At 36.4% G+C, this 20,497-nt stretch carries 19 protein-coding genes and 1 pseudogene; 19 read left to right on the top strand and 1 reads right to left on the bottom strand.

What is annotated here, in order from left to right:
* Window positions 1-59 precede the first annotated feature (59 nt).
* The 11 genes and pseudogenes from HNR32_RS03255 (at window position 60) to rlmN (ending at window position 11,435) form a co-directional block, all read left to right on the top strand.
* Window positions 60-737 (top strand): fructose-6-phosphate aldolase, encoded by a 678-nt coding sequence (locus tag HNR32_RS03255; RefSeq protein WP_183859627.1) that lies wholly within the window; start codon window positions 60-62, stop codon window positions 735-737.
* Between the two features lie 323 nt (window positions 738-1,060).
* Window positions 1,061-2,321 (top strand): annotated as a pseudogene (locus tag HNR32_RS03250) (SLC13 family permease).
* A 46-nt stretch (window positions 2,322-2,367) separates the two neighbouring features.
* Complete coding sequence (gene glyA, locus HNR32_RS03245) at window positions 2,368-3,708, top strand: serine hydroxymethyltransferase (protein WP_183859626.1); 1,341 nt, start codon at window positions 2,368-2,370, stop codon at window positions 3,706-3,708.
* Between the two features lie 15 nt (window positions 3,709-3,723).
* The gene (locus HNR32_RS03240) at window positions 3,724-4,044 is read left to right on the top strand and encodes an OadG family protein (protein WP_183859625.1); all 321 of its coding nucleotides are present in this window, start codon (window positions 3,724-3,726) and stop codon (window positions 4,042-4,044) included.
* Window positions 4,045-4,090: 46 nt separating this feature from the next.
* The gene (locus tag HNR32_RS03235; RefSeq protein WP_183859624.1) at window positions 4,091-5,221 is read left to right on the top strand and encodes a sodium ion-translocating decarboxylase subunit beta; all 1,131 of its coding nucleotides are present in this window, start codon (window positions 4,091-4,093) and stop codon (window positions 5,219-5,221) included.
* Between the two features lie 31 nt (window positions 5,222-5,252).
* Window positions 5,253-5,492 (top strand): hypothetical protein, encoded by a 240-nt coding sequence (locus HNR32_RS03230; RefSeq protein WP_183859623.1) that lies wholly within the window; start codon window positions 5,253-5,255, stop codon window positions 5,490-5,492.
* A 183-nt stretch (window positions 5,493-5,675) separates the two neighbouring features.
* Window positions 5,676-6,350 (top strand): 3'-5' exonuclease, encoded by a 675-nt coding sequence (locus tag HNR32_RS03225; protein WP_183859622.1) that lies wholly within the window; start codon window positions 5,676-5,678, stop codon window positions 6,348-6,350.
* Between the two features lie 9 nt (window positions 6,351-6,359).
* Window positions 6,360-8,090 (top strand): ABC transporter ATP-binding protein, encoded by a 1,731-nt coding sequence (locus HNR32_RS03220; RefSeq protein WP_183859621.1) that lies wholly within the window; start codon window positions 6,360-6,362, stop codon window positions 8,088-8,090.
* A 166-nt stretch (window positions 8,091-8,256) separates the two neighbouring features.
* A complete protein-coding gene (locus tag HNR32_RS03215; protein ID WP_231038042.1) occupies window positions 8,257-9,018 on the top strand; it encodes a DUF116 domain-containing protein in 762 nt (253 codons plus the stop codon).
* A gap of 5 nt (window positions 9,019-9,023) precedes the next feature.
* Window positions 9,024-10,361, top strand: coding sequence for a 16S rRNA (cytosine(967)-C(5))-methyltransferase RsmB (rsmB, locus tag HNR32_RS03210; RefSeq protein ID WP_183859619.1), 1,338 nt, complete (start codon window positions 9,024-9,026; stop codon window positions 10,359-10,361).
* Window positions 10,362-10,391: 30 nt separating this feature from the next.
* A complete protein-coding gene (gene rlmN, locus HNR32_RS03205) occupies window positions 10,392-11,435 on the top strand; it encodes a dual-specificity RNA methyltransferase RlmN (protein WP_183859618.1) in 1,044 nt (347 codons plus the stop codon).
* 65 nt (window positions 11,436-11,500) lie between these two features.
* On the opposite strand, the gene rbr is transcribed toward rlmN, so the two are convergent.
* Window positions 11,501-12,037: a rubrerythrin gene (gene rbr / locus HNR32_RS03200; RefSeq protein ID WP_183859617.1), complete on the bottom strand. Its 537-nt coding sequence runs from the start codon at window positions 12,035-12,037 to the stop codon at window positions 11,501-11,503.
* Between the two features lie 255 nt (window positions 12,038-12,292).
* Here rbr and HNR32_RS03195 point away from each other — a divergent pair, with 255 nt between their 5' ends.
* Genes HNR32_RS03195 through folE2 form a run of 8 tightly spaced genes read left to right on the top strand, consistent with a single transcriptional unit; the run spans window position 12,293 to window position 20,061 of the window.
* The gene (locus HNR32_RS03195) at window positions 12,293-13,039 is read left to right on the top strand and encodes an FhaA domain-containing protein (RefSeq protein ID WP_183859616.1); all 747 of its coding nucleotides are present in this window, start codon (window positions 12,293-12,295) and stop codon (window positions 13,037-13,039) included.
* Window positions 13,039-13,461 carry an FHA domain-containing protein gene (locus tag HNR32_RS03190; protein WP_183859615.1) on the top strand — a complete coding sequence of 141 codons (423 nt, stop codon included), beginning with the start codon at window positions 13,039-13,041 and terminating at the stop codon, window positions 13,459-13,461. Before HNR32_RS03195 ends, HNR32_RS03190 begins: the two co-directional genes overlap by 1 nt.
* A gap of 5 nt (window positions 13,462-13,466) precedes the next feature.
* Complete coding sequence (locus HNR32_RS03185) at window positions 13,467-14,165, top strand: Stp1/IreP family PP2C-type Ser/Thr phosphatase (RefSeq protein WP_183859614.1); 699 nt, start codon at window positions 13,467-13,469, stop codon at window positions 14,163-14,165.
* Entirely contained in the window at window positions 14,166-15,422 is a 1,257-nt protein-coding gene (locus HNR32_RS03180; protein WP_183859613.1) for an FtsW/RodA/SpoVE family cell cycle protein, read from the top strand. It begins immediately after the preceding gene.
* Window positions 15,415-16,836: a peptidoglycan D,D-transpeptidase FtsI family protein gene (locus HNR32_RS03175; protein WP_183859612.1), complete on the top strand. Its 1,422-nt coding sequence runs from the start codon at window positions 15,415-15,417 to the stop codon at window positions 16,834-16,836. The genes HNR32_RS03180 and HNR32_RS03175 overlap by 8 nt, the downstream gene beginning before the upstream one ends.
* Entirely contained in the window at window positions 16,829-18,565 is a 1,737-nt protein-coding gene (gene pknB / locus HNR32_RS03170; protein WP_183859611.1) for a Stk1 family PASTA domain-containing Ser/Thr kinase, read from the top strand. The genes HNR32_RS03175 and pknB overlap by 8 nt, the downstream gene beginning before the upstream one ends.
* A gap of 28 nt (window positions 18,566-18,593) precedes the next feature.
* Window positions 18,594-19,265 carry a 7-cyano-7-deazaguanine synthase QueC gene (queC, locus tag HNR32_RS03165; protein ID WP_183859609.1) on the top strand — a complete coding sequence of 224 codons (672 nt, stop codon included), beginning with the start codon at window positions 18,594-18,596 and terminating at the stop codon, window positions 19,263-19,265.
* Window positions 19,266-19,272: 7 nt separating this feature from the next.
* Window positions 19,273-20,061, top strand: a complete 789-nt coding sequence (folE2, locus tag HNR32_RS03160; protein WP_183859607.1) for a GTP cyclohydrolase FolE2 — start codon at window positions 19,273-19,275, stop codon at window positions 20,059-20,061.
* The last annotated feature ends 436 nt before the right edge of the window (window positions 20,062-20,497 follow it).

Here is a 20,497-nt window from a genome sequence, read left to right as displayed (position 1 = left end):
ATAGTGTGGGATTTTGTTATAATAGCTTAATAGAAAAATAAACTTAAGGGAGAAATATAATGAGATATTTAATTGATACTGCTAATTTGAAAATGATTGAAAAATGCAATGATTTATTGCCGCTTGCTGGTATTACAAGCAATCCCAGTATTATAAAAAAAGAGGGAAAAATTGATTTTTTTAACCACTTAAAAAAAATCCGCAGTATTATTGGTGCTGATAAGAGTCTGCATGTACAGATATTGGCACAAGATTATGCAGGTATTATGGATGAAGCACATACGATTTTGCAAAAAATCGATAAAGATGTATTTATAAAAATACCCGTTACACCCAATGGACTTAAGGCAATAATGGCACTGAAAAAAGAAAATGTTAATATTACAGCTACCGCTATTTATACTAAGACCCAGGGATTTATGGCCATGGAAGCTGGTGCGGATTATATAGCACCATATTTTAATCGTATGGAAAATCTTGATATTGATGCGGCAGCTACTATAGCATCCTTTGCTGAAATGATAGCTGTATATGGATATGGAACACAGATTTTGGCAGCCAGCTTTAAAAATATTGCTCAGGTTAATACAGCATTTGGCGCCGGAGCACAGACGGCAACAATTGCTCCTGATATTTTATTAGCCGCATTTGCAGTGCCATCAATACAAAAAGCAGTAGATGATTTTGCGGCTGACTGGCAGGCAATTTATGGCAATAAAACGCTTAATAAGCTTTAATTGATGAAAAAATACCAGAAATTTTATTTTCTGGTATTTTTTTATCACTATTATAATATTTTAAAATGTCGTATAATTTAAACAAAAACATAAATTATGATAAAAATATTAGATGTTAAAAACGCATAGAATGTATTACATTAAAGAATAGATGCGACAAACGCTTGCGATATAAGGCTTTATAGTATTAAGTGAAAATTTTCTTTAATTAGACAAATAAAAATTTTCTAGATAAACTTGCCATTGTTGTTATAATGAATTTATGAGGAAAGTGTTCTAAGTGAAAAAAAAAATATATATGTAAACTTAGGAGGTAAGGCTTTATGGATCCCGCAATTTTAACATTATGTGTTCTAGGGGTGGCAGCATTCTTTTTTGCTACAGAATTGATTCCATTAGCAGTAACAGCTATGGGGTCATCGGTGGCATTAGGTCTTTTAGGAGTGCTTACACCAAAGCAGGTTTTTTCCGGTCTTTCCAATTCAACAGTTGTATTATTCGCTGGTATGTTTGTTATCGGTGCGGCAATGTTTCAAACTGGGTTAGCCCAAAAAATTGGGATGACAGTAGTACGAAGCGCTGGCTCCAGTGAAAAACGTTTAATGGCGTATTTGATGATAATTACGGTTTTATTATCGGCAATATCATCTAATACAGCGACAGTAGCTTGCTTGATGCCGGTTGTTATTCAAATTTGTGCAGCAGCTCGTGTATCTGTATCCAAGCAATTGATGGCATTAGCAGTAGCTGCCAATGTCGGTGGTACTATCACAATGATTGGGACTCCGCCTAATATTTTGATGAGTGGGGCATTACAGGCAGCAGGATTTCGGCCCTTTGGTTTTTTTGAATATGCATGGTATTCCGCTAGCCATTGTAGCAATAATATACATGCTTACGATTGGCAGTAAGTTATGTCCGTCTAATATGGCTGAAGCTATTGATCCGACAGAAGTTTCTGATAAACCAAAAGATCCTAAGAAAATGATGATCTGTGCAGGAATTTTAATAATTGTAGTTTTAGGTATGGGTTTTCATAAAACCGTTGGTATACCAATGCAAAGTATAGCTATTATTGGAGCGTTGGCTTGTGTACTTACCGGCTGCTTAACTGAAAAACAAGCATATTTGGGTATTGACTGGGTTACAATCTTCTTGTTTGCCGGTATGCTGTCACTAGCTGGTGCTATGGATAAAACCGGTGCTGGTAAAATGATAGCTGATGGTGTTGTAAGTCTTATGGGAAGTAGTCCTTCACCAGTAATAATAGTTGTTGCCATGTTTATTTTATCATGTGGACTTACACAGTTTATGTCCAATACTGCCTCAGCGGCGCTTTTGGCACCTATTGGTATTTCCATTGCCCAAACCGTGCATGTATCGCCATTCCCAGTACTTATGGCAGTTGGTATAGCAGCTTCATGTGCTTTTACAACACCGGTAGCAACACCACCAAATACCTTGATTTTGGGGCCGGGGCGCTTTAAATTTATGGACTATGTGAAGGTTGGTATACCACTGGTAATTATATCATTGATTGTATGTTCAGTTGTAATTCCTTTCTTCTGGCCGTTTACACCTTGAGTTGTAAACAAACAATAAAACATCTTTTTTGAAAGGGAGATTATAAATGGATACAGAAAAAATTATCAGTTCGATAGCGGCTTTTGATCCAGAATTATATAATTATTTTCAGGATGAGCTGCAAAAACAAAAATATGCCCTGTCTTTTATGCCTGAGGAAAATTATACTTCACCGGTCAGTGCCTATATGGAGGGCAGTATTTTAAGCAATGCTTTAATGACACATCATGATGAAAAAACACCGACAGGATTGGAAGCAATGACTGTTGAGCGTGTAAATAAATTATTTGGCAGCGAGCATGCCAGTATTCGCACCAGTAATATAGCAGCAGCTTCACGTGTTGTATTCTACAGCTTATTAAAAAAAGGTGATACGGTTTTATCCTTGGATTGCCGTAAAAAAGACCATTGCAACAGTGAAAGCCTGCAGTTTAACTTTGTTAATTTTAGTATCAATCCTAAGGAACAGAAAATAAATCTTGATGAGGTTGAAAAATTAGCTAAAGAGCATAAACCACGTCTTATAATTTTTTCACCGGTCAATTATCCTAGGATCATTGATTATAAACGTCTTGGTGAGATTGCTAAATCAGTTGGTGCTTATATGTGGTTTGATATCTGCCAAAATGTTGGACTTGTTGCCGCTAAAGAAATTCCTTCACCAGTTCCTTATGCAGATGTAGTTACTTTTTCAACTCATGATGCCTTACAAGGACCGCAAGGCTGCGTAATTCTTTGCACAAAAAAATTGGCAGCGCAAGTTGATGAAACAGTTATTACAACAGGTCATTTTGCCCTGAAAAGAAATATTTTAGGCGCATTGGCTATTGCCTTTAAGGAAGCTAATACCCCTAAATACAACGAATACTGTCATCAGGTTGTATTGAATGCCAGAGCATTGCAAAAGGGACTTGAAGAAGAAGGCATGGATATATTATGCGGTGGTACTGATACAAATTTGGTATTACTTAACCTGACCAAGTTAAAAATGACCTGCAATGAGGCGGGAGCAGCTTTACGTTTGGCTGGAGTTATAACTAAGCCAACAGTCTTGACAACGGCTGATGAAAGCACATCCTTTGATATTTTGCGATTGTCCAGTCTACTTTTGACAACACGTGGCCTTAAGGAAGATGAATTTTATACACTAGGTCATATAATAGCAATGGTACTTAAAAATAAGAATAATCCGGAAAAACTAGAGGAAATAAAGCAGGATGTTACAGATATAGCAATGCAGTATCCGTTATTTTCTGATGAATGGGTTACGACTAAAGATGTATTAAGTCCTGTATATAGCGGTGGTAATTTAACTGTATCACATGAACTAGCGGCTGAACGTAAAAAAGCCGTATTAAAGAAAATACTGGGCTTTATGAGAAAATAAAAGGGAGTGTCACTTATGCATGGAACACAAGATCCGTTATTAATAATGATAATAAATATGGCAATTGTTTTTGCTGTTTTATTTGGATTAAGCCTGGTAATACGGGTTATAAAATATATCAACGATATTGTTTATGAATCGAAAAAAACGGCGGCAGAAGGAACGGCAACAGTAGTAAAACCAGCTCAGGCACCGGCAAGCCCCGTGCCCGTTGCAGTACCGGCAGCAGCACCGCTTGATATGGAAAATAAGACCTTGGTAGCAGTTATAACAACGGCAATTATGGCTTATGGCTATAAGGATGTAAAAATACGTTCTATTACTAAAAAGGCGTAAATAAAAGTAGAAATAATATAAATTGAGTGTGGAAGGAATGAGTAGTATGGATGGATTTTTCGGCGCATTTGCTGTTGCTATTCATGCAGTATGGTCGGATAGCGGCTATTTTGTCATGAATATGAATAATATTATAATGATGATAGTTGGTGCAGTATTATTATACTTAGCAATTGGTAAGGGGTTTGAACCATTGTTATTGACCCCAATTGCTTTTGGTTGTATATTAGCTAATATTCCTAATAATGGCTTTGATGAAGGCGTAATGAATGCCATAAGCATGGGGATTCATATGGAAATTTTCCCGCCGTTGATTTTTATGGGGGTTGGGGCAATGACCGACTTTGGACCGCTTATTGCTAATCCCAATACATTGTTATTAGGAGCAGCGGCACAATTTGGTGTATTTGTTGCTTTATATGGAGCAATGGCTATGGGCTTTACTAGTTCCCAGGCTGCGGCTATTGGTATTATCGGTGGTGCCGATGGTCCTACCGCTATATATCTTGCAACCAAGCTGGCTCCGGAAATTCTCGGTGCCATAGCTGTAGCGGCATATTCCTATATGTCATTGGTACCACTTATTCAGCCGCCGGTTATGCGCTTGCTTACAACAAAAAAAGAACGTGAAATACAGATGGGTCAGATGCGTCATGTAAGTAAATTCGAAAAAATTGTATTTCCAATTGTTACTACCATAGCTATAAGTTTATTATTGCCGGCAATTTCTTCTCTTATCGGCATGCTGATGCTGGGGAATCTATTTAGGGAATCATGCGTTACGGACAGACTTTCTGATACGGCGCAAAATGCCCTTATCAATACGGTAACTATTTTCCTGGCATTAGGAACGGGACTTACGATGTCGGGAGATGCTTTCTTAAAACTTGCCACAATAAAAATAATCGTGTTAGGTTTGGTAGCATTTATTGTAGGTACGGCAGCAGGCGTACTGTTAGGTAAAGTAATGTGTTATTTATCCGGTGGAAAAATAAATCCGCTTATTGGTTCTGCTGGCGTATCAGCAGTGCCGATGGCAGCTCGTGTATCCCAGATTGAAGGACAAAAAGCAAAGCCAGGCAATTATTTACTGATGCATGCAATGGGACCAAATGTGGCTGGGGTTATAGGAACAGCAGTTGCAGCCGGTACAATGCTGGCTATGTTTGGCGGCTGATAGATACTAACGGGATAAAGGGGTTATTATTATGCGGAATTATCATGTTATTATTGGAACGGAATCATTTGATTTGCAGGTAGCAGATGGCAAACCTATAAAGGAAAGACAATTTAATGTAGTTGTTGATAATACACTGTTTAATCTTGCTGTGCAGTATCAGGAATGTCCACCATTTTTTCGTTTGGATAAAATGAAACGTTGGTCATATTTGCGCACAGAAATGGCGCAGCGTGTTGATATAAAAAAAGACAAACGCAGAAAACATTAAATAAAAGGGGCTGTTTACATATGATAAAAAGTGTAAACAGCCTCTTTTATATATTATAATATATGTACATATATTATAATATGATGTATTATATAAAATAAATACTTAAAATGCGCTGTATTAATGGGAAAATAAAAAGAAACATTTATTATAAACGGACAGGGATGTCGGAAGGATTACTTTATGAAGTATATTGTGCTTGATTTAGAAATGAACCCCATAATAAATAAATTTAAAAAAGAACGACGCATTTGTAAAAATGAAGTTGTAGAAATCGGTGCGGTTTTAATTGATGAAAATTACAATAAAATTGCGCAGTATTGCCAGTATGTTAAACCGCAGTACAATGAAATAGCTAAACGCTATGAGGAGTTGACAGGTGTTACTAATGAACTTGTGTCTAATGCACCGGATTTTGCTGAGGCAATGCAATTGTTCTGTCAATGGCAGAAAAAATATTGTAGTGAAGAAGAGATAGTAGTATATGCCTGGAGTGAAAATGATCGTCGCCAATTGGACCAGGAAAGTGTACTGAAGCAATTGGATAAAGACGAATATTCTTTATTGATATGTCCTTGGTATGACTTACAAAAAGAGTATTGCTCCATGCTGGGCTTAGAGCGAATGATAACATTAAAAGCAGCAGTAGGCGCTATGGGCGAAGATTTTGTTGGCAGAATGCATGATGCGTTATGGGATGCGGAAAACACGGCTCGAATTTTTATATTATCACGTAATAAGGATAATTTTAAGAAAGTTATGCGGCCAGTCTTGGAAGTTTTGCAGCCGAGTGCACCTATGACCTATTCTTTGGGGGATATGTTTGCTGATAAGCTGAAAGATTTAAAAATAGAATAGGAGCAAAAGATGGGGATTTTTTATCGTTTTATTGAGTTCTACAAACCGCATAAGCGGTTATTTTTTTTCGATCTGATTTGTGCGACAATGGTGGCAGTTGTTGACTTATCATTTCCACAGCTGTTATATTATGCTACACATACTTTATTTGTTGGCGGCAATGACACAATAATAACCGGCTGTATCTATATAGCAATAATTATGGTAGTTCTTTATGCTGTGAGATATGCCTGTCAGCATTATATTACTACTTGGGGGCATATAATGGGGGCGCGCATGGAATCGGAAATGCGGCGCTTGCTGTTTAAAAAATATCAGGCCTTGTCATTTTCCTATTATGATAAAAATAATACTGGTGTAATGATGAGCAAATTGGTTTCTGATCTATTCGATATATCAGAGCTGGCCCATCATGGGCCGGAAAATGTTTTTCTGGCAATTTTAGAAATAGTCGGAGCATTTATCCTTATGGGCATGATAAATGTGCAATTGTCAGCAGTATTGTTTATTATTATGCTGTTGATGCTGTCTTTTGGTATTATGCAGAACAGGAAAATGAAAAATATCTTTCTTGATAATCGTAAAAAGATTGCTGGTGTTAATTCATCACTGCAGGATAGTTTGGCTGGCATAAGAGTTGTAAAGTCTTTTGCCAATGAAGCTATAGAGCATGCTAAATTTAAAGTCAGCAATGATGAATTTTTAGAATCAAAGACAGCCAGCTATATGGCTATGGGCAGCTTTGTCGCTGGCGGTGGGATTTTTGTTGGTCTCAGCTATATGTCAGTACTGGCAATTGGCGGTTATTTAATTGCGCATAATTTGCTAAAACCAACCGATTTAGCGGTATTTGCCCTTTATATTGGCATATTTTTAAATCCTATAAATATGCTGGTTAATTTTACTGAGCAATTTCAAAAAGGCTATACTGGTTTTTGCCGGTTTGTAGAAATAATGGATACACCAATATTGATAAAGGATAAAGAAAATGCTATTGATATCGGCAATGTCAAGGGGAAGATAACGTATGAGAATGTTTCCTTTGCCTATGAGGATGAGCAAAAGGTTCTTAAAAATATAAGCTTTAATGTTGATGCGGGTAAAACTATTGCTTTGGTTGGACCATCGGGTGGCGGTAAAACGACTATCTGCTCACTTTTGCCGCGCTTTTATGATGTAACAGATGGTAATATTTATATTGATGATAAAAATATCAAGGATGTGACTTTAGCATCACTGCGCGATAGTATTGGTATAGTACAGCAGGATGTCTATATGTTTAATGGCACAATAAAATCAAATATAGCTTATGGACGACCTGATGCCAGTGATGAAGATATAATAACAGCAGCTAAACAGGCTAATATCCATGATTTTATTATATCTTTGCCTGATGGCTATGATAGCCTGGTTGGTGAACGGGGAACTCGCCTTTCCGGTGGACAGAAACAGCGGTTGTCAATTGCCAGAGTGTTTTTGAAAAACCCCCGGATATTGATACTTGATGAAGCTACCAGTGCGCTTGACAATGAAAGCGAACGGTTTATTCAGCAATCACTTGATATGCTGGCAAAAGACCGCACAACAATAGTTGTAGCGCATCGTTTAAGTACAATACAAAACGCTGATGAAATTCTTGTTATCAGGCATAATCAAATAACTGAGCGGGGCAGTCATGCTGAGCTTATGGAAAATAACGGACTATATGCTCGCTATTATCGTATGCAATTTCATAAATAAATAATATTAATATATTAAAGGGAATTCTTATACTGATGATAAAAGTCTATGGCTGTTGGTATGAGTATTTTCTATGCTGATAAACGGCTAACATTATCAGGCTGTTTTATTTTATTAAATGTGGTAAAATTTACTTGCAGCAAATTTTACAATGGAGTATTTAATTATGAAAGAAAATACAAATAGATTATTACCGCTACTGATGTTTTTAAGTATAATAACAGTGTTTATAGTTGTTGGTGCTGTTTGGAAAGTAAGTTATCTGGGACTTAGGGAAATGGCAGTAGGCCTGCCAACATTTTTTTTAGGAATATGTGTACTGGTCATTGCTATGATGACGTTGTCACTGTTAAATACAGTATTGGTTATATCACCTTTGGCCAGATTCAGCTTTGGTCATAAGTATATTTATAAGATAGTAAATATGCTGTTTCCACTTATTGTTTTTTGGGGTAAATGTCTGCATGTATCACGGCGCAGTATCGAAAGATCTTTTGTAAGTCTTAATAATAAATTAATAAAATATCGCCATATAAAAGTAAAGCCTGATGAGCTGCTGGTATTGTCGCCACATTGTTTGCAGCTGGCATCGTGTAAATATAAGATAACCTATGATGTTAATAATTGTCATAAATGCGGCGGTTGTTCAGTTGGGGAAATGTTAAAGATGGCCGAGCAGACAGGTTTTCATTTTCATGTAGTCACAGGGGGGACTTTGGCTAGAAAACTGGTGAAAGAATTACATCCTAAGCTAATATTGGCAATAGCATGTGAACGTGATTTAGCCAGTGGGATACAGGATGTTTATCCATTACCGGCAGTGGGAGTTTTAAATATACGTCCCAATGGACCATGCTATAATACAACTGTAGATTTAACTGAGGTTAAAGAAGCAATAAACAAATATATAAAGAATGAGGATAGATAAGAATAATGAATGCCAGACGAGCAGCTTTGCAGATTTTGCGGGAAGTTTATGATAAAAATGCGTATGCTAATATTGTTCTAAATAAATATTTTAAAAAAAATGATATAGAAGAGATAGACCGGCGGTTTATAACAGAGCTTGTCTATGGTTCGATTAAAGCAGGTGATACTTTGCTTTGGATTTTACGGCAGTATATCAAAATGCCGGTAAAAAAAGTGCATCCGGTTATTCGTGATATATTGCGCTTGGGCATATATCAGCTGTTTTATATGGATAAAGTGCCGGAATCAGCTGTTTGTAATGAAGCGGTAAAATTGGCGAAAAAATACGGTCATCCAGGAACAGTGAAATTCGTCAATGCTGTATTACGAAATATAGTGCGTGACAAGAGTAAGGCAGATTTTGCCAAAGCAGGAGAAAATACAGCGCAGTATATTGCTTTGAAATACTGGCATCCATTATGGTTGGTGGAATTATTTATTAAGGAATTTGGTGTAGAGCAGGCAGCTTTATTGTGTGAATTCAATAATACAGATGCACCGATTTGTTTTCGCTGTAATACATTAAAGAATACTGTTGATGAGCTGCAAGAATTTTTAATAGCAAAGAATGCTCAATGCCATAAATCGGAGTTGTGTGCGGAAGCGCTTATTTGCACTAAGCATCCGGCGCTATCACAGCTGGAAGTTTTAGATGATGGACGTGCGCTTATACAGGATGAAAGTTCAATGCTCGTTGCCCGTGTGGTAGATCCGCAGCCGGATGAGCTGATTATTGACATGTGCAGTGCACCAGGCGGTAAAGCAACTCATATGGCAATGCTGATGGATAATACGGGAAAGGTTATTGCTAATGATATTTATGAGCATAAGCTTGAATTAATCAGGGAAAATGCACAAAAATTAGGTCTTACTAATATTAAAACGAATATGGCTGATGCTCGCTTTATGGCTGATAAATATATAGGTAAAGCAGATAAGGTGTTGGCGGATGTTCCTTGCTCCGGCATGGGAGTATTACGACGCAAGGCCGATTCCCGCTGGAATAAAACACCTGAGGAATTAAATGAACTGCCACAATTACAGTATGAAATCTTATGCAGTGCAGCTAAGGCCGTAAAGACAAATGGCATTGTTGTATATAGTACCTGTACGGTACTAAAACAGGAAAACGATGATGTCGTAAATAGATTTTTAGATGAACATACAGAGTTTATACTAGATGATGTGGAAGCATTTTTGCCAGAAAAACTGCGGGGACGAGGCAGTAAAACATTGCAGCTGCTGCCTCATCGTGATAATACCGACGGATTTTTTATTGCCCGCATTAAAAAAATTAAATAATTGTTTTTATATAGAGAAAGCAGGTAAATAGTGAAAAATATTTTCGGACTTACTTTAGCCGAATTACAAGCAGAATTTAAAGAAATAGGATTGGCGGCATTTCGTGCTAAACAAATAATTGAATGGATGTATCAAAAAAATGTTTATGACTTTGATGAAATGACTAATTTGTCATTAGTCATGCGTCAATCATTAAAAGAAGTATTTACGATAGATAATGGAACTACTGTTATTGAAAAAACCTCACAGGACAAAAAAACCAGTAAATTATTGGTGGAATTTACTGATAAGGTAGCAGTGGAAACTGTTTTAATGCGGCAAAAATACGGTAATAGTATTTGTGTATCATCACAGGCTGGCTGCAATATCGGCTGTGCATTTTGTGCATCAACAGTCAATGGCTTACAGCGTAATCTCACTGCTGGTGAAATGCTGGCACAGGCCATGAAAAGTCAGGAAATAGTAAAAAAAGAAGATGGGCGGATAAATAATATTGTAATAATGGGCAGTGGGGAGCCACTATTAAATTATGATAATGTTATTAAATTTATTCGTTTAGTTCATGAAAAGTATTGTATGGATATTGGTTATCGCAATATAACATTATCAACCTCGGGCATTGTACCGCAGATTAAACAATTGGCGCAGGAAGAATTACCAATAACTTTATCAATTTCACTGCATGCACCGGAAGATGAACTAAGAACGATGCTTATGCCGATTAATAAGAAATATAATATTGATGATGTGGTAGCAGCGGCTGATTATTATGCGGAGACGACTAAACGTCGTATAACTTATGAATACATTCTCATAAATGAAATTAATGATAATATTGCCCAGGCACACGCATTGGCAGATTTACTGCATAATCGTTTGGCAAATCTCAATATCATTCCGATAAATCCTGTAGAGGAGCGTGGCTGGAAACGTCCTACTGAGCAGCGCTTAAAAGTCTTTACAGAAACACTGACCAAGCGTCATGTCAATTATACTGTCCGCAAGGAAATGGGAACAGATATTGATGCTGCCTGCGGTCAGTTGCGCAATAAATATATTAATAATAAAGAATAATAAAAGTGACCCGCAGATATTAATGAAAATTTCTGCGGGTCAAAAAGTTGGCGGATTTATAATAATTATTCGTAATTATTAGCGCGAACCTGGAAAAATGCTTTAGGATGGTCGCAAACAGGGCAAATTGCCGGAGCTGCTGATGCTTCACAGACATAGCCGCAATTGGAGCAAATCCAAATAACCTTATCATTTTTAGTAAACACTTTATCTTCTTTGATATTGGTTAAGAGAAGTTGATAGCGCTCGTCATGTTCTTTTTCAATTTTGGCAACCATTTCAAAAAGTTTGGCAATTTTTTCGAAGCCTTCTTCATGAGCTGTTTTAGCAAATCCCGGATACATGCTGGTCCATTCATAATGTTCACCAGCAGCAGCATCTTTTAAATTTTCAGCAGTATCACCAATGCCATGCACTAATTTAAACCAGATTTTAGCATGTTCTTTTTCATTGCCAGCAGTTTCCTCAAAAATTTGGGAAATTTGTACATAGCCGTCTTTTTTAGCTTGGGAAGCATAAAATGTGTATTTGTTGCGAGCCTGTGATTCACCAGAAAATGCTTCCAACAAATTTTTTTCAGTTTGTGAGCCTTTTAATTCCATTGTATCCTCTCCTATTATAAAAGTAATTTGCTCAATTTTTATGTATAGAATAATGAGCACTATAATGATGGTTTTTATTAAAAGCACATCATTATATATTATTTATTCTACAATGGGAGCGAATATCATTTATTTTTTTGAATAATTTATGACTAATTGTATTTTACCCAATAAAGATAAAACAGCTTTGACTTAGTATATGATTTTGCATATAATGGTAATATTAAATTAGTCTAAGACAATGGGGCGATATAAATGTTGTTTTCAAAATTAGAGACTTTTTTGGAAAAACATATTGAAGGTTTTTTTGGGCGTAAGTTTGTCAGTGATTTGCAATTTTCAGAAATTGAAAAAGATATAGCGCATATTATGAAGCGTGATGGCAAGAAAACTGCTGGTAATTTATATATTCCTAATAATTATCAAATTACCATGGCTGCTTCTGATTACGAACGGATATGCTCGCGCAAGTCACAGGAAATGCTTTACGAATATATAGTTGGTACTGTTATGCGGCAAAATTTGTTTATAAAAGGACAGCTCAGTATAAAATTTAATAAGGACAATGCCATAAAAAAAGGTGATTGTGATATTAAATATGATTATATGGATGAGATGGCACAGACAATAGGTGTAAATGAAGTATCAGAAAGCACAATAATTATAAAAAAGCCAGGTATTAAGGAAACTGCACTTTTACATAATGAACATTATTATGCCAGACTCAGGGTTATCGATGGTGCAGATATAAGTGCGCAGCTTGATATAGGTGAAGGTCAGGTTCATATTGGACGGCGCGAAGAAAATGAATTTTTATTAACGGATGGCAACGCATCAAGAGTACATGCCTATATATCATTTTCTGACTATCGTCATATGCTGCACGACTGCAACAGTCTTAATGGAACTTTTATTAATGACAAACGTATTGCCGAGGAATATCTCAAGGATAATGATGTGATTACTATAGGCAACAGTCGTTTGGTATACGAGGTGTTTTAATGCTCAATATAGTAATGATTGCTCTTCAATATATATTATTATTTATAATATGTTTTTTTATCTATAAAATAATGAAAGCTGTTTATAAAGACTTGCACCAAGCTGCTTACAGCAGTGATACAGCAGGAAAAAAGGCCGCTCTTATTATTATTGATTCATATGATGAAAATATTATCAGTAATAAAATTAATTTTACGACCAGCGTAAGTATTGGCAGAGGAAGTGAAAATGATATAGTATTAACAGATAATTATGTATCACATCATCATGCCACAATAAACGCATTTAAAAATCAGTATCAGCTCGAAGACTTGCATAGTAGAAATTGTACTTATGTCAACGATGAAGCAGTAAATAAAATTTTTTTACAAAATGGCGATATAGTGAAAATAGGCAATACATCATTTAGATTTGAGAGGTGATAGTAATGAAAGTAACACATGGCAGCAATGTTGGATTAGTACGGGCAAATAATGAAGATAATTATATATGTATTGAACCAGATGTTTTTGCTGTTGCTGATGGCATGGGCGGACATGCCGGGGGGGAAGTAGCAAGTAAATTACTAATTGATGAAGTTAAAAAGTCTGTACAAGGCTGTAGAGACTGTAATCAAGTTATATTACAACAAATAATTCAAAAAGCTAATAATGAAATATTGGCTAAGGCTGCTGATAATACTGCTTTAAATGGTATGGGAACTACAGCAAGCATTATTTTTATTGATGATGCTGATGTTACTTGGGCCCATATTGGCGACAGCAGAATTTATTTACTGCATGATGATAAGCTTACGCAGATAACGACTGACCATTCTTTGGTCGAAATGTGGGTAGAAAATGGTACTATAACACAGGAAGAGGCACAGTTCCATCCGCAAAAAAATATACTTACCCGAGCAGTGGGTGTGAACACTGAAATCGAGATTGATACAGGCAGATTCAGCTGTGTGAATAAAGATATTATATTATTGGCAACTGATGGTCTTACTAACATGGTAAATAATGATAAAATTAAGCAGATATTGCTTGATACTGGAATAGAAAATAAGGCTGATTGCCTGATTGGTGAAGCTGTAAAAAACGGTGGCATTGATAATATAACGGCAATAGTGGTGGAAATTTAAATGGGACACTTGAAAAAAAATGTTTTATTGATGCCATCCTATATGCTGATTATTGGAACGTTAATAGCATATTTACAAAAGAAAACAGCTGTTGTAACGAGTGATATAATCTTTATTGTTGCAGCATCTTTTTTGTTTTTTCTTATTCCCTGGGGAATAAAAAAATATAATAAAAATATTGATGAATATATTTTGTCATTGGTGATTTTTTTATGCAGTATGAGCCTCATAATGCTGTTGCGCTTAAAAGTGTCTTTATTTAAACCACAAATGGAGTGGATTGGTCTAGGACTGGTATTGATGCTGCTTACTATAGTGTTTTCGGCGCAGTTATTAAAATTATTGGAATATCCTTACCTGCTGGGATTAGCCAGTATTCTTATAATATTTTTGGTGGTGGTATTTGGCACGGAAATAGGCGGTAATCGTAACTGGATTATAATGGGGCCATTTCAGGTGCAGCCATCAGAATATGCCAAATTATTGGTTTTAGGTTTCTTGACAGCATATTTACAGGAAAATAAAAACTTATTGAATTTGCCCAATAGAAAATGGGGATTTTTATACTTGCCGCCACTGCGATTTCTAGCACCGCTTATTATGATATGGAGCATGGCATTGTTAATGTTTGTTTATCAGCGTGACTTGGGTTCGGCACTGCTGTTCTTTGGTATGGCAGTAATGATGACATATGTGGCAACAAGTAATAAATCGTACATGTTTTTGGCCGCGGTATTTTTTATTTTGTCAGGTTTTGCCAGCTATATGGCATTTGGACATGTCAGGGTACGGTTTGATATTTGGCTCAATCCTTGGGCTGATCCTATGGGAAAAGCATATCAGATTGTCCAATCTTTATTCGCTTTAGGTTATGGTGGTTTATTTGGTGCTGGTTATTGGCATGGTTTTCCTGATATGATACCAGCGGTACAAACTGATTTTATTTTTTCAGCTATAGGTGAAGAATTTGGACTACTGGGCGTGTTAAGTGTCATAACAGCTTATTTGCTTATTTTCTTTCGGGCTATGAAAATTTCTTTTTCGTGCAGTGATGAAAAATATAAATTGTTATCATTCGGACTATCCGCAACAATGCTGTTACAGGCGTTTATTATATTGGCTGGAGTTACGAAGCTATTGCCATTGACAGGTATAACACTGCCGTTTATAAGCTATGGCGGCAGCTCTATGACAGCAAGCTTTATAACAATCGGATTGCTGCTGGCAATAGGGGCAAAGGAGAAAAATCGTGCGTGATGACAATATAAATAAAAATATATTTAGAATTGCTCAGGTTTTTATAGTACTATTCGTTATATTATTGATAAATCTATCATATATACAGATTGTTAAAAGTGATTGGTATACAAATAATTCATTAAATGCACGTATCATAAATAGAGAAAATAGTATATTACGCGGCGATATTATAGACAGTACTGGTAAAAAACTTGTCTATAGTGAAAAACAAAATAACGAAATTAAACGGATGTATCCTTATGGTGAGATATGTGCATTCCCCATAGGGTATTTTGGCAAAAATATTGGCAGTGCTGGTATAGAGCAGACACAAAATATTGATTTAGCCGGACTTAATATGACTATGCATAAGCTGGGACCGATTGAACAGCTGTTTGAAGGTAAAAAAGGCAATACAATAAAGCTTACATTAGATGTAAATCTGCAAAAAACTGCTTGGAATGCTATTGGCCAGCGTCGGGGGGCAGCTGTAGTTATGGATGCTGATACTGGTGCTGTGCTGGTAATGGCAAGTCGTCCGGCGTTTAATCCCAATACAATAAATGAAGATTGGGATAAGCTGCGCAATGATAAAAATAGTCCTTTAATAAATAGGGCGGCACAAGGCTTATATCCACCGGGGTCATCGATAAAACCACTGATTGCTGATGCGGCCTTGCAGCAAAAAATAATCAGTCCGGATACAAGAATAAACTGTGGGCCGTTTTATGATTTAGGCAATGGACAAAAAATTTATGAGGCGGATAAGGCGACATATGGTAATATTAATTTGGATGAAGGCCTTATTCATTCCAGTAATGTAATGTTTGCGGGATTAGCAGTTAAACTTGGCAATAAAGAATTGCAGCAGGCTTTTTCAAGATTTGGTTTTTATGATAAGGTAAAAAGTGATTTTTATACACAAACCCCGCATATGCCGGATTTTGGCAAATTAAGCACAGGGGAAACTGCCCAAGTGGGAATCGGGCAGGCTGATTTATTAGTTACTCCGCTTAGAATGGCGATGCTGGCAGAAGCATTTATTAATCAAGGAAAAATAATGCAGCCATATTTGGTTGATTCAGTACAGACTTTAGATGGTGTGACAATAAGGACGACATCACCAACTTTATTTAAAGAGGCTACTGATGTTAATCGGGCTGAGCTTATAAACTCATATATGGCTGATGTTGTAAAAAAAGGCACAGGAAAAAATGCACATGTAAATGGTATTGAAATTGCCGGCAAAACTGGTACGGCAGAAAATTCCCAAGGAGCTGATCATGCTTGGTTTATGGGAACAGCGTGCGTAAAAGGGAGAAATATTGCTTTTGCTGTTATTTTAGAAAATAGTGGTTTCGGCGGTGCTGAAGCTGCACCAATTATAAAACAGATAATAACAACCATGCTAAGGGAGGATTATGATGTCTAAGCAGATTTTAGCACAGCGATATGAATTGATAGAACGTATTGGTGACGGAGGAATGGCCTCTGTTTATCGGGCTCATGATCAGCTGTTAGATAGATATGTGGCAGTGAAAATATTGCATCCGCAATTTGCCAATGATGAGGATTTCATAGTTAGATTTAGAAAAGAAGCACAGGGAGCGGCAAAATTATCGCATGCTAATATTGTGAATATTTATGATGTAGGAGAATGTGATAACCAATATTTTATTGTTATGGAGTATGTGGAAGGTGAAACCCTGAAAAACAAAATACAAAGGGAAAAAACACTTTCTATTGAAGCAGTACTTGATATTGGTGGACAGATTGTGGGAGCACTTGAGCATGCGCATACCCATAATTTGATTCACTGTGATATTAAACCGCATAATATACTAATAAAACCAAATGGACAGGTAAAAGTAGCTGATTTTGGCATTGCCCGGGCGGCTTCTTCCACAACAATGACTTACAGCGGCAATGTTGTCGGTTCAGTTCATTATATTTCACCAGAACAGGCTCAGGGAAATTCAATAACACCAAAATCAGACATTTATTCGTTAGGTGTAGTTTTCTATGAAATGTTGACAGGACGGGTGCCATTCCAGGGGGAAAATGTTGTAAGTATCGCATTAAAACATTTACAGGAACAACCGCAGCCTATACATGAATTGAGACCTGAGGTTCCGCCGGTATTGGAAGCAATTGTTTTAAAGGCTATGGAAAAAGATCCACAAAAAAGATTTAGCAGTACACAGCTTATTGTTGATATACAAAATGCCCAAAAACAATTATTTCCAAATGAAGATGCAGTTGAAGATCCTTATGCTACAAGGGTTATACCACGTGCTACACTGAACAATATCAGAAACAGCAGCCCAAATACAGTGGCAAGAACACCAGCAAAACCATCAATTTTAAAAACAAAAAAGTTTATGGCAATATTAGTTGTTATACTGATAGCTGGCTTTTTTGCCGGGGCATTTTTATCATTTGGCAAGTTTTGGAGCAGTGAAGACATTAAGGTTCCTAATGTTGTAGGTAAAACAGTAGATGAAGCAAAAGAAACATTAATTGGTAAAAATTTGCGTGTAGAAATAAAAGAAATCGACAGTAACGATGTAGTTAAAGGCTATGTTGTGTCTCAGACGCCAAAGGCTGATTCAGTGGTAAAAGCAGAACGATTAGTAACCATTTATGTAAGTAAAGGCAGCGAAGAAGTAAGCGTGCCTGATATTACAGGCTTTACTAAGCAAGATGCCGAAAATCAGCTTAATAAAGTTGGGTTGAGCCTAGGTGTTGTAAAAGAGGAATACTCTGAAAAAAAAGCAGGGACTGTTTTGCGGCAGGACCCAATGCCAGGCAGTAAGCTTACTAAGGGGAAAGCAATAGACCTTGTAGTAAGTAAAGGACCTGAAATAAAGACAGGAAATGTTCCGGATGTTACAGGAAATACCTTAAGTGTTGCCAGAATAATGTTAGAAAAAGCAGGATTTGTTATTGGTAATATTCAAGAACAGGAAAGTGACAAAGCTGCTGGCACGGTTTTAGACCAGTCACCAAAAGCGGGCGAAATGTTAAAAGAAAAAAGTGCCGTAAATTTAGTTGTGGCTAAAAGCAAAGATACTAAAAAAGAAAGTACTAGTACGAGTAAAAAAGAAAATAGTGCCACAAAAGCACCTAGTAAAACAGGCGATTCAGCAATAAAAGAATAGTATAGTTTTTTATTTAGGAGGACTAATTTTGAAAGCAGTTATTTTATTATCAGGCGGATTAGACTCAACAGTTTGTATGGCAGTAGCTAAAAGCAAAGGATATGAGCTTTATCCAATAAGCTTTGACTATCATCAAAGACATAATATAGAACTTGAAAGTGCCAAAAAAGTTGCCGAATTTTTTGGCGCTAAACGTCATTTAATAATAGATACTAATATGGATCAAATTGGCGGCTCAGCGCTTACGGATAAAACAATTGATGTACCGGACAGAGACCCGGATGCCCAAGATGTGCCTATTACCTATGTACCAGCGAGAAATTTGACCTTTTTGAGTTATGCACTGGGGTATGCTGAGGTTTTAGAAGCACCATATATATACATCGGTGTCAATGCAGTGGATTATTCAGGTTATCCAGACTGTCGCCCCGAGTTTATAGAAAAATTTCAGACGCTGGCTGATTATGCTACTCGTGCTACAGCTGCCGAGCATAAAAAAATAACAATTGAAACACCTTTGCAGGACTTATCAAAAAAAGATATAGTTTTATTAGGACATAAGCTTAATGCACCGCTTAATTTAACACGCAGCTGCTATAATGGCGGGGAAAAGGCATGTGGACATTGTGATAGCTGTAAACTTAGATTAAGAGGGTTTGCTGAAGCAGGAGTAAAAGACCCAATTGAATATATGGAGTGATAGTCTGGTGAAAGATGTTCAAAATATGGGAGATACACGGGGAATAGCTATTCAAAGAGTTGGCATAAGTAAAGCTTGGCTTCCTTTTTTAGTAGCGGCAGAAAAAAGAGACTCGCAAAATGTAACGGCTTTGATTGAACGCTTTACAGTTGATTTACCAATGGAATATAAAGGCACACATATGAGCAGATTTATAGAGATTTTGCATGAATATGCTAATAAACCACTGAATTTTTCAGCAGTGGATGAATTATTAACTGAGGCGCTTGATAAGTTAGCGGCAAAATCAGCTCATATTGCTATAAGTTTTAAATATTTTGTGGCTAAAGAAGCACCTGTATCGGCTAAAGAATCATTATTGGATATTGATTGCACTTTTATTGGCGATAAAAGAGAGAATATGCCATTGGAATTTACAATGGAAATATCTGTGCCAGTGACTTCATTATGTCCATGCAGTAAAGAAATATCTAAATACGGAGCACATAATCAAAGGAGTACAGTTAAGGCAGCAGTCAAATTCAGCCAGGAAAATGAATTAACAATAGAAAAACTTACAACAATAATAGAAGGACAGGCATCTTCTTCGGTATATCCTATTTTAAAACGAGAAGATGAAAAATATGTTACAGAAACAGCTTATGAAAATCCTAAATTTGTTGAAGATATATTGCGCGATCTAGTATTGGCTTTGCGTAGTTTAGAAAAAATAGATTATTTTTCTATCGAATGCGAAAACTTTGAGTCAATTCATAATCATAATGCTTATGCTGCGCATCAAGAATATAGGAATTAAATTAATATCTGCCTGAAAATAAAAATCAGTTGTAATTAGCTTTTAAAAGCTAATTACAACTGATTTTTATTTATATAATTAAGTAGTAATACAGATTTAGGTGATACATGGAGAAGAAAACCACTAGAAATACAAAAAAAGTATTGACATTAAACTCTATTTTAGATATAATAATTTCTGCGCTTAAGGAAGTGGCAAGCACAAAAAACTGATTAACTATCAAGTTAAAAAGTTCTTGACACAAAGCAGAAGATAAGATATAATGATTTCTGCGCTTGAGAGAGCGGCAGGGGACTTGAAATCATCGAGAGATCGAAAGAAAAAAAGTTCTTGACAGAGCCAAACAGTTTAGATATAATATAAAAGCTGACTGTTGAGGCAGGCACCTTGAAAACTGAACAATACATCATTGTTTTAATGTTAAACAACCGGATGT

It is taken from the genome of Pectinatus brassicae, assembly GCF_014201835.1.
GTDB lineage: Bacteria > Bacillota > Negativicutes > Selenomonadales > Selenomonadaceae > Pectinatus > Pectinatus brassicae.
The sequence above is the reverse complement of the archived record's forward strand: the minus strand, read 5'-3'. Positions and strand labels throughout refer to the sequence as shown.